The organism is Pseudonocardia sp. DSM 110487 (assembly GCF_019468565.1).
Lineage (GTDB): Bacteria > Actinomycetota > Actinomycetes > Mycobacteriales > Pseudonocardiaceae > Pseudonocardia.
In genome coordinates, this window is the sequence record NZ_CP080521.1 from 1,888,477 (window position 1) to 1,899,724 (window position 11,248).

At 65.2% G+C, this 11,248-nt stretch carries 3 protein-coding genes and 3 rRNA genes; all 6 read left to right on the forward strand.

Annotated elements, in window-relative coordinates; all coding sequences use genetic code 11:
- Positions 1 to 388: 388 nt before the first annotated feature.
- The 6 genes from K1T35_RS08600 to K1T35_RS08625 all read left to right on the forward strand — a co-directional run bounded on the left by K1T35_RS08600 (position 389) and on the right by K1T35_RS08625 (position 11,182).
- A 16S ribosomal RNA gene (locus K1T35_RS08600) occupies positions 389 to 1,909 on the forward strand.
- Positions 1,910 to 2,214: 305 nt separating this feature from the next.
- Positions 2,215 to 5,327, forward strand: a 23S ribosomal RNA gene (locus K1T35_RS08605).
- A gap of 76 nt (positions 5,328 to 5,403) precedes the next feature.
- A 5S ribosomal RNA gene (rrf, locus tag K1T35_RS08610) occupies positions 5,404 to 5,520 on the forward strand.
- Together the 16S, 23S and 5S rRNA genes form the textbook arrangement of a ribosomal RNA operon.
- 222 nt (positions 5,521 to 5,742) lie before the next feature.
- A complete protein-coding gene (locus tag K1T35_RS08615) occupies positions 5,743 to 6,255 on the forward strand; it encodes a single-stranded DNA-binding protein (protein WP_220259634.1) in 513 nt (170 codons plus the stop codon).
- Positions 6,256 to 6,278: 23 nt separating this feature from the next.
- Positions 6,279 to 7,955, forward strand: a complete 1,677-nt coding sequence (ettA, locus tag K1T35_RS08620) for an energy-dependent translational throttle protein EttA (RefSeq protein ID WP_220259635.1) — start codon at positions 6,279 to 6,281, stop codon at positions 7,953 to 7,955.
- A 119-nt stretch (positions 7,956 to 8,074) separates the two neighbouring features.
- Complete coding sequence (locus tag K1T35_RS08625; protein WP_220259636.1) at positions 8,075 to 11,182, forward strand: hypothetical protein; 3,108 nt, start codon at positions 8,075 to 8,077, stop codon at positions 11,180 to 11,182.
- Positions 11,183 to 11,248 lie beyond the last annotated feature (66 nt).

The window sequence follows — 11,248 nt, forward strand, 5'->3', positions numbered from 1 at the left end:
CCCCTGACCGGCACGGTGAGTGACGTCCGGAGGCCGGTTTCGGCTGGTCAGCGCGTTGCGAGGGGGGCGATTTGACTGGCCCCGAAGCACTCGCGTAACTTTCTCGTTGTCAGCGAGACACCGGACAGAACGAAGGCCTCAGAGCCTCGGTCAACAGGGCCCGCTGACCGCCCCCCTCACAGGGACCCCCCGGATCCACTCGGATCGGGAGGTGTACAGTGGGGGAACAGCCCCGGAAGGACGCCTAACGGCGGACGATGGTGTGCGGGTGTCTCTTGAGAACTCAACAGTGTGTCGAGCTTGTTCATGAATTGGTTTTGTGCCAGTTTGAACATTCGCACTTCGCCAAGGCCCCGTCCTTGGGGAGTGCAATTGCTAGAGCCAGATTTTGTTGGAGAGTTTGATCCTGGCTCAGGACGAACGCTGGCGGCGTGCTTAACACATGCAAGTCGAGCGGTAAGGCCCCTTCGGGGGTACACGAGCGGCGAACGGGTGAGTAACACGTGGGTGACCTGCCCTCAGCTCTGGGATAAGCCCGGGAAACTGGGTCTAATACCGGATATGACCTGCTGTTGCATGACAGTGGGTGGAAAGTTTTTCGGCTGAGGATGGGCCCGCGGCCTATCAGCTTGTTGGTGGGGTGATGGCCTACCAAGGCGACGACGGGTAGCCGGCCTGAGAGGGCGACCGGCCACACTGGGACTGAGATACGGCCCAGACTCCTACGGGAGGCAGCAGTGGGGAATATTGCGCAATGGGCGAAAGCCTGACGCAGCGACGCCGCGTGGGGGATGACGGCCTTCGGGTTGTAAACCTCTTTCGACCGGGACGAAGGGTGACTGACGGTACCGGTAGAAGAAGCACCGGCCAACTACGTGCCAGCAGCCGCGGTAATACGTAGGGTGCGAGCGTTGTCCGGAATTATTGGGCGTAAAGAGCTCGTAGGCGGTGTGTCACGTCGGTCGTGAAAACTTGGGGCTCAACCCTGAGCGTGCGGTCGATACGGGCATCACTTGAGTTCGGCAGGGGAGACTGGAATTCCTGGTGTAGCGGTGAAATGCGCAGATATCAGGAGGAACACCGGTGGCGAAGGCGGGTCTCTGGGCCGATACTGACGCTGAGGAGCGAAAGCGTGGGGAGCGAACAGGATTAGATACCCTGGTAGTCCACGCCGTAAACGGTGGGCACTAGGTGTGGGGGCCATTCCACGGTCTCTGTGCCGCAGCTAACGCATTAAGTGCCCCGCCTGGGGAGTACGGCCGCAAGGCTAAAACTCAAAGGAATTGACGGGGGCCCGCACAAGCGGCGGAGCATGTGGATTAATTCGATGCAACGCGAAGAACCTTACCTGGGTTTGACATGCACTAGACGCGTCTAGAGATAGGCGTTCCCTTGTGGCTGGTGTGCAGGTGGTGCATGGCTGTCGTCAGCTCGTGTCGTGAGATGTTGGGTTAAGTCCCGCAACGAGCGCAACCCTCGTTCCATGTTGCCAGCGGGTAATGCCGGGGACTCATGGGAGACTGCCGGGGTCAACTCGGAGGAAGGTGGGGATGACGTCAAGTCATCATGCCCCTTATGTCCAGGGCTTCACACATGCTACAATGGCTAGTACAGAGGGCTGCGAGACCGCGAGGTGGAGCGAATCCCTTAAAGCTAGTCTCAGTTCGGATCGGGGTCTGCAACTCGACCCCGTGAAGTTGGAGTCGCTAGTAATCGCAGATCAGCAACGCTGCGGTGAATACGTTCCCGGGCCTTGTACACACCGCCCGTCACGTCATGAAAGTTGGTAACACCCGAAGCCGATGGCCTAACCCCTTGTGGGAGGGAGTCGTCGAAGGTGGGACCGGCGATTGGGACGAAGTCGTAACAAGGTAGCCGTACCGGAAGGTGCGGCTGGATCACCTCCTTTCTAAGGAGTCCACCGTGTTGGTGGGGTTGACCGGCCTGAACGTTGGGTTGGTTCTCCTTCTTCTAAGAAGTCACACCTGCTGGATTGTGGGGTGTGGCGCTGGGTGGATCATAGAGCTCAGTTCATGAACACGAATGGCTTGACACACTGTTGGGTCCTGAGGAGACACCCGGGAAGCGGGTTGTTTCTTCTGGCCCCTGGCCTGGATCGCCTAACGCTCTGCTTGTCGGGGTGGTGGTGGTCAAGTTGGGTTGGGGTGTGGTTGTGCGTTGAGTGTTGCATAGTGGATGCGAGCATCTTGTTGTGAATAAGTGTTTAAGGGCACATGGTGGATGTCTAGGCATCAGGAGCCGATGAAGGACGTGGGAGGCCGCGATAGGCCTCGGGGAGCTGTCAACCGAGCTGTGATCCGAGGATGTCCGAATGGGGAAACCCGGCACCCGTCATGGGGTGTCACTCATGCCTGAATACATAGGGTATGAGAGGGAACGTGGGGAAGTGAAACATCTCAGTACCCACAGGAAGAGAAAACAACCGTGATTCCGTGAGTAGTGGCGAGCGAAAGCGGATGAGGCTAAACCTCGGTCGTGTCAAGCCGGCAGGCGTTGCGGCTGGGGTGTTGTGGGATTTCGCCGTTGGGGTTCTGCCGAGCTCCAGATGGTGTTGTGTGGTGTTAGTGGAAGGCCTCTGGAAAGGGTCGCCGTAGTGGGTGAGAGCCCCGTACACGAAAACTCCGCACGCGCTGTGGGCGTTGCTCCCGAGTAGCAGCGAGCTCGTGGAATTTGCTGTGAATCTGCCGGGACCACCCGGTAAGCCTAAATACTCCCTGATGACCGATAGCGGACTAGTACCGTGAGGGAAAGATGAAAAGTACCCCGGGAGGGGAGTGAAATAGTACCTGAAACCGTGTGCCTACAAGCCGTCAGAGCTTTTCGAAGTGATGGCGTGCCTTTTGAAGAATGAGCCTGCGAGTTATGCTTCGTGGCGAGGTTAACCCGTGTGGGGTAGCCGTAGCGAAAGCGAGTCTGAATAGGGCGTGTAGTCGCGGGGTGTAGACCCGAAGCGGAGTGATCTACCCATGGCCAGGGTGAAGCGACGGTAAGACGTCGTGGAGGCCCGAACCCACCAGGGTTGAAAACCTGGGGGATGAGCTGTGGGTAGGGGTGAAAGGCCAATCAAACTCCGTGATAGCTGGTTCTCCCCGAAATGCATTTAGGTGCAGCGTCGCGTGGTGGATGCCGGAGGTAGAGCACTGGATGGGCTAGGGGGCCGACAAGCTTACTGAACTCAGCCAAACTCCGAATGCCGGTATTTCTAGCGCGGCAGTGAGACTGCGGGGGATAAGCTTCGTAGTCGAGAGGGAAACAGCCCAGATCACCGGCTAAGGCCCCTAAGCGTGTGCTAAGTGGGAAAGGATGTGGGATCGCCCAGACAACCAGGAGGTTGGCTTAGAAGCAGCCACCCTTTAAAGAGTGCGTAATAGCTCACTGGTCAAGTGGTCCTGCGCCGACAATGTAGCGGGGCTCAAGCACACCGCCGAAGCCGTGGCAATGCCACATTAGATCCGCTTCCCCTTTCGGGGGGTTGTGTAGTCGTGGTGTTGGGTAGGGGAGCGTCCTGCATCCAGTGAAGCCTCGGGGTGACCTAGGGGTGGAGGGTGTGGGAGTGAGAATGCAGGCATGAGTAGCGAATGCAGAGTGAGAACCTCTGCCGCCGAATGACCAAGGGTTCCTGGGCCAGGTTAATCCGCCCAGGGTGAGCCGGGACCTAAGGCGAGGCCGACAGGCGTAGTCGATGGATAACGGGTTGATATTCCCGTGCCCGTGGCAGTGCGCCCGTGCCGAGGCCGGTGATGCTAACCATCCGAACCCGCTTGCTGGCCTTCGGGCTGGCTTGTTGGGGGAGCGTGGGACCCGATCCGGTAGTAGGCAAGCGATGGGGTGACGCAGGAGGGTAGTCCCGCCAGGCGGTGGTAGTCCTGGTGTAAGCCTGTAGCCTGACATGTAGGTAAATCCGCATGTCATTGAGGGTGAGAGGTGATGCGTAGCCGATTGAGGCGAAGTAGGATGATCCCATGCTGCCGAGAAAAGCCTCTAGCGAGTGCTGTTGCGGCCCGTACCCTAAACCGACACAGGTGGTCAGGTAGAGAATACCAAGGCGATCGAGTGAACTGTGGTTAAGGAACTCGGCAAAATACCTCCGTAACTTCGGGAGAAGGAGGGCCGGAGGCTCTGAAGCCCTTTGCGGGCTAGGGGCAGCCGGCCGCAGAGACCAGGCCCAAGCGACTGTTTACTAAAAACACAGGTCCGTGCGAAGTCGCAAGACGATGTATACGGACTGACGCCTGCCCGGTGCTGGAACGTTAAGAGGACCTGTTAGCTCCTTCGGGGGCGAAGCGGAGAATTTAAGCGCCAGTAAACGGCGGTGGTAACTATAACCATCCTAAGGTAGCGAAATTCCTTGTCGGGTAAGTTCCGACCTGCACGAATGGCGTAACGACTTGGGCGCTGTCTCGACCACAGACTCGGCGAAATTGCACTACGAGTAAAGATGCTCGTTACGCGCGGCAGGACGGAAAGACCCCGGGACCTTTACTACAGCTTGGTATTGGTGCTCGGTTCGGCTTGTGTAGGATAGGTGGGAGACTGTGAAGTGGCCACGCCAGTGGTTGCGGAGTCATTGTTGAAATACCACTCTGGTCGAATTGGGTGTCTCAACCTCGGGCCATGATCTGGTCCAGGGACAGTGCCTGGTGGGTAGTTTAACTGGGGCGGTTGCCTCCCAAAATGTAACGGAGGCGCCCAAAGGTTCCCTCAGCCTGGTTGGCAATCAGGTGTTGAGTGTAAGTGCACAAGGGAGCTTGACTGTGAGACTGACAGGTCGAGCAGGGACGAAAGTCGGGACTAGTGATCCGGCACCACCTGGTGGAAGGGGTGTCGCTCAACGGATAAAAGGTACCCCGGGGATAACAGGCTGATCTTGCCCAAGAGTCCATATCGACGGCATGGTTTGGCACCTCGATGTCGGCTCGTCGCATCCTGGGGCTGGAGTAGGTCCCAAGGGTTGGGCTGTTCGCCCATTAAAGCGGTACGCGAGCTGGGTTTAGAACGTCGTGAGACAGTTCGGTCCCTATCCGCCGCGCGCGCAGGAGACTTGAGGAAGGCTGTCCCTAGTACGAGAGGACCGGGACGGACGAACCTCTGGTGTGCCAGTTGTTCCGCCAGGAGCACGGCTGGTTGGCTATGTTCGGAAGGGATAACCGCTGAAGGCATCTAAGCGGGAAGCTCGTTCCAAGATGAGGTCTCCCACCACCTTGCGTGGTTAAGGCCCCCAGCAGACCACTGGGTTGATAGGCCAGAGATGGAAGCCCAGCAATGGGTGGAGTTGACTGGTACTAATAGGCCGAGGGCTTATTCACAGCGAGTTGTTTGCATCCACTGTGCGACCCTGAGCGCATAATCGCATCCACTATAGGTTTATAATTTGATAGTGTTGTCGGTGGTTTTGGCGGAGGGGGAACGCCCGGTCCCATCCCGAACCCGGAAGCTAAGCCCTCCAGCGCCGATGGTACTGCACTCGCCAGGGTGTGGGAGAGTAGGTCGCCGCCGACATTTAATTTGATAAAGTGGGCCCCGCCAGTAGGCGGGGCCCACTTTTGTTTTTACCCATCATCGCACGGTCCACCGACAGGACCAGGCGCGCCAGACCGAGTTGTCCACCTCGTACCTCGGTCATCCACAGTTCCCAAATCGGTCTCGCGGCCTCGTCGCAGACGGCGCACGCTCGGAAGCACCAGCCCCGACGGGCCACGTACACGAGCGAGGAGCGCGACGATGAGCACGATCTATCTCACGGTGCCGGGCCGGATTGCCACGAAGCCGGAGAGGCTGGCGTCGAAGAACGGCGTGGGCGTGCGGTTCAGGATCGCGAGCACGGAGCGGTATTTCAACCGCGTGGCGGCGGAGTGGAACGAGGCGGAGCCGGTCTACCTGACGGTCACGTGCTGGCGGCAGCTTGCGGAGAACGTGCTCCTGTCGCTCCGGGTCGGGGATCCGGTCGTCGTCCACGGCAAGCTGGTCAACCAGAGCTTCGAACGCGACGGGCGCGTCGAGCACCGACTGGAGATCAACGCCGGCGCGGTGGGGCCTGATCTTCGGTGGTCCACAGCCGTTGTCACGCGCACGAGAGGGGCGGCGGCCGATGCCCCGCCGGGCACGGAGGGGCCGTCGGGCGCAGCCGCGGTGCCGCCGGGCGAGCGGTCCCAAACGGCCGGCGGTGGACCCGCACGAGAGGACGGTGATCGCGGGGTGCGCGTGCTGGCCGGTGAGGGGGCCGTCGGTGCGTGACCGGCCGGAACTACCATCGTCACGTGGCGGAGTTCATCTACAGCATGCAAAGGGTCCGCAAGGCCCATGGCGACAAGGTCATTCTCGACAACGTCACTCTGAACTTCCTGCCCGGAGCGAAGATCGGCGTCGTCGGGCCCAACGGCGCCGGGAAGTCGACCGTGCTCAAGATCATGGCCGGCCTCGAGCAGCCGAACAACGGCGACGCGATCCTGGCCCCTGGCGCCACGGTCGGCATCCTCCAGCAGGAGCCGCCGCTGAACGAGGAGAAGACGGTCCTCGGCAACGTGGAGGAGGGCCTCGGCGAGATCAAGCAGCAGCTCGATCGCTACAACGCGATCGCCGAGCAGATGGCCACGGACTACTCCGACGAGCTGATGGACGAGATGGGCCGGCTCCAGGAGATCCTGGACCACAACGATGCATGGGAGCTCGACTCCCAGCTCGAACAGGCGATGGACGCGCTGCGGTGCCCCCCGCCGGACGCCCCGGTCACCCAGCTTTCCGGTGGTGAGCGACGGCGGGTGGCGCTGTGCAAGCTGCTGCTGAGCAAGCCGGACCTGCTGCTGCTCGACGAGCCGACCAACCACCTCGACGCCGAGAGCGTGCTGTGGCTGGAGCAGCACCTGGCGAGCTACGCCGGTGCGATCCTCGCGGTCACCCACGACCGGTACTTCCTCGACAACGTCGCCGAGTGGATCATGGAGCTCGACCGCGGCCGGGCCATCGGCTACGAGGGCAACTACTCCACCTACCTGGAGAAGAAGGCCGAGCGTCTCGCGGTCCAGGGTCGCAAGGACGCCAAGCTGCAGAAGCGGCTGGTCTCCGAGCTCGCATGGGTTCGGTCCGGGGCGAAGGCGCGCCAGGCGAAGAGCCGGGCGCGGCTCCAGCGCTACGAGGAGATGGCGGCCGAGGCCGCGCAGTACCGCAAGCTTGACTTCGAGGAGATCCAGATCCCGCCGGGCCCGCGACTGGGCACCATCGTCGTCGAGGTCGACCACCTCGACAAGGGCTTCGACGGCCGCGTCCTGATCAAGGACCTGTCGTTCTCGCTCCCGCGCAACGGCATCGTCGGGGTGATCGGCCCGAACGGTGTGGGCAAGACCACGCTGTTCAAGACGATCGTCGGGCTGGAGGAGCCGGACTCCGGCACCGTCCGGGTCGGCGATACCGTCCGGCTGTCCTACGTCGACCAGAACCGGGCCGGGATCGACCCGAAGAAGACGGTGTGGGAGGTCGTCTCCGACGGGCTCGACCACATCAAGGTCGGCAACGTCGAGATGCCTTCGCGCGCCTACGTCGCGGCGTTCGGGTTCAAGGGGGCCGACCAGCAGAAGCCGGCGGGGGTGCTCTCCGGTGGCGAGCGCAACCGCCTGAACCTGGCGATGACGCTCAAGCTGGGCGGCAACCTGATCCTGCTGGACGAGCCGACCAACGACCTCGACGTCGAGACGCTCGGTTCGCTGGAGAACGCCCTGGAGCAGTTCCCCGGGTGCGCGGTGGTGATCTCGCACGACCGCTGGTTCCTCGACCGCGTCGTCACGCACATCCTGGCGTGGGAGGGCACGGACGAGACCCCGGCCTCGTGGTTCTGGTTCGAGGGCAACTTCGAGGCATACGAGCGGAACAAGATCGAACGTATGGGTGCGGAGGCCGCGCGACCGCACCGAGTGACGCACCGTAAGCTGACCCGCGACTGAGAGCTATGCATCCCCCTGGCTGGTGATCTCTACCGGCCCGGGAGGTGGATCCCGGCACTTCAGGAGGTCACGTGCGGTCGACGCGTGCCGAAGGCAAAGGGATCGGAGCGGTACCACGGGTGGACGCAGACCTCGTCAAGGCGGCTGCGGCACTGCGGTGGGCCCGGCCCGATCTCACGGCCGAGCTGGCCGACCACGTGCTCGAGGAGGCGTCTGCCACCGGCCAGCAGGATCGTTGGCTGGCGGCGGCCGGATGGGCCGTGCATGCACGGGCCGCCACCGGCGACGGCCGCGAGCCGGCTTGTGGTGTGCTCGCGGCCGTGGGGCGGTGGGGCAGTGACGCGCTCACGGGCGCCGCGGCCCACCGGCTCCGCATCGAGCTGGCGATGGTCGCGGCGGGCGCCGGGGAGGTCGAGTCCGCCCGCCGGCTCCTCGCCGGGGTGCAGGCGGACGACAGTGACCCCGAGCTGACGGCCGACCTCCTCTGCGCCCACGCGCGCTGCGCCGTCGAGGACGCACCTGACGAGGTGTCATCCGCGCTCGACGCCGCCGACGCCGCGTGGACCACGGTCGGCGGTGCGTCGGCGCAGCTCGGTGGCGCCTCGGTGGCGCTCGTCAGGGCGGTCGTGGAGCGTCGGGCCGGGCGGCCGGCGGTCGCCGTCGACCACGCGGCCGAAGGGCTCGCCCGGCTGGACCGTGCGCGCGTGGGCTCGGGCACCCCGTCGGGCCACCTGGCGGCTGCCCTGGCGGCGGAGTGGATCTCCGCACTGCTGGACGCTGGACAGGTCACCGAGGCGCGCGAGGGCTGCGCGGCGCTGCTGCCCCGGCTGTCCGAGCAGGGCCGTCCCACCCGGCAGCTGGCGCTCCTGCGGCTCACGGTCACCCGGGCCCTCGCGGCTCAGGACGACGGTGCTGACACCGTGGAGCTGCTTGCACAGGCGGCCGAGGACGCCGCCGGGAGCGATGTGCCAGATCTCGAAGCGGTCTGCCGCACGGCGCTCGGAGCGTTGCACGAGCAGGCGGAGCAGCTCGACACCGCGCTGGAGGCGCTGCAGCTCGCGGTAGGGGCGGAGCGCCGCGATCGTGCCCGGTCCCGTCGCTTCCTCGCCGCGCTGGCCGAGCTGGCCGAGCTGCCGGCCGAGCCCGAGCAGCCGAAACGGCGCAGGGAACGGGCTCCGGCCTCCGCCGCCGCTCGTGACGAGGAGCAGACCAGCACGGAGGCAACCACCGTGTTGCCTGCGATCACGCGAGGCGATCGGAAGCTCAGGGTGAACCGGGAGGAGCGCCCGGAGCGTGGGAAGTCGCGGTTCGAGCGGCTGCTGGAGGAGCCGTCGCCCGCGGAGGCCGAGCCGGCCGCCGCCGAGGCGCGGCCGGACGCCTGGGACGCCGTCCCGTGGACCGGTTCGGCAGGCGACTCGCCGATCGGCGATCTGCTCATCGAGGGCCTGCGCTCTGGATCGGTCGACCCCTCCGGGAACGGTTCGGCGCCACGCAACGGCAAGTCCATCGAGGCGGAGGCGCACCGCTCCGTCGAACCGGACGCGTCGTCGGGCTGGGTGCCGACCCTCGACGGGGAACGTGCGGGCGGCGAAGACGCCTCGGCGCGTCGGCGAGGCCGGTTCTCCGACACCGATCGCAGACGGTCGCGCCGTGCCCGTGAGGAGCGCGACGACGCGACGCCGACTCCGCCGCGACACTCCGAGCTTGCCCGGCATCGCGACGGCGACTCCGGAGAGCGGGAGCGGTCCGGCCGGTCACGGCGCCGTTCGGGTGACGGCGACGACGAGCGCGCCGAAAGGACCGGCGAGCGCACCGCGCGCGGGCGGCACGGCCGGTCGGGGACCCTCGACGAGGGCGGCGAGGGTGGCCGGTCCCGCGGTGCGCGCTCCGGTGCCCGGCGGCGCAATGAGGAGGAGCCGCCGGTCGTCGAACCGTGGTCTCCGGGCTCCGAGGGGCTCGGCGCGGATCGCCCGGAGCCGGAGCCCGTCGTGGCCGCGACGTCGTCCGGCGACTCCGACGAGTCCGACGGCTGGCTGCAGTCTGCGCTCGCCGAGCTCGACCGGGCGCTCAGCGGCATCGGGGTCAGCGGGCCCCCTGATATCGGCGAGCGGCCGCCGTCCGACGACGGCTGCGCGGTGGTTGTCGACATCGCGCGCGACGGGCGCCGCTTCGCAGGCCCGCGTGCCGCGGCGGTGGTGCGGTCGGTCGCCGAACTGCTGGCCGAACGGCTCCCTCAGGGTGCGCGATCCCGGTTCGGCGACTCCGACGTGCTCATCGTCACACAGGCGGGCTGGAGCCGTGCGGACGCCACCGACTGGATGCACCGCACGCTGCCCGGCATGCTCGACGGTTTCGTCGCCGCTGAGGAGCTTCCCGGCGCGCAGCTGCGCGTGGCGGTGCACGATGCGGACGGCCCGGTGGGAGCACAGATCCTGCAGCCGCTCGCCACGGCAGGCCGAGCGCGCGAGAAGGCGGAGGATCCCCGCCGTCACGATTCCGCGCGCGACTCGTGGGCCGACGGAGTAGCCAGCATGTCCGAGGTGCGCGGGCAGAAGTACCGGGCAGCGGCGCGAGAGAGCATGCAGGAACGCGGGGTCCGCGGTTTCCTGGAGCTCGACACGGGCGCTGCCGGCGAGTCGCCGCGCTGGCCCTTCTCCGGCGAATCCGTGGAGCCCGATCCCGCGTCGCCCGGCGACACCGCGCCGCCAGCCGTTGGGCGCCACGGTGCAGACCGTGCGCGGCCGGACGGGGCAACGCGCGACGAGGCCGGTGAGCCGGGCCGCAGGCGGCGCATAGCGCCCCAGGATCAAGAGGCATCGCCTAAGCCGGCCGGAACCGCTGCTTCCACTCGTCACCGCGGTGGCGAGAAGCCGTCGAGCGGGGGATCGAACGGCAACGGGTCCAACGGCAATGGGTCCAACGGCAACGGATCGAACGGCAACGGATCGAACGGCAACGGATCCAACGGCAACGGATCCAACGGCAACGGGTCGAACCGGACCGGGTCGAACGGCACCGGCCCGGTGAACGGCGCTGACGGCGGAAGGGCTGGGCGGCGCGCGAAGCGCGACGCAGCAGCAGCCGCCACCGCCACCGTGCCGAAGGAGCAGCCCACCGAGCAGCCCACACCGCCGGAAGCGAGCCGGCGGGAACGGTCGGAGTCCACCGAGGGCCTTGGGATCGCCGACTTGCTCGCAGGCGCGCTGGCGGCCTACCGAGGAATCTAGGATCCGCGAACGGGCGTGCCTCCGGTGGTCGAGTAGGGACGCCGCCCCTGTCTGCGCGGCCTCTTC

Bases quoted from the DNA above. Each gene is read 5' to 3' on its own strand.
- K1T35_RS08615 (WP_220259634.1), top strand. From the start codon at position 5,743: ATGAGCACGATCTATCTCACGGTGCCGGGCCGGATTGCCACGAAGCCG.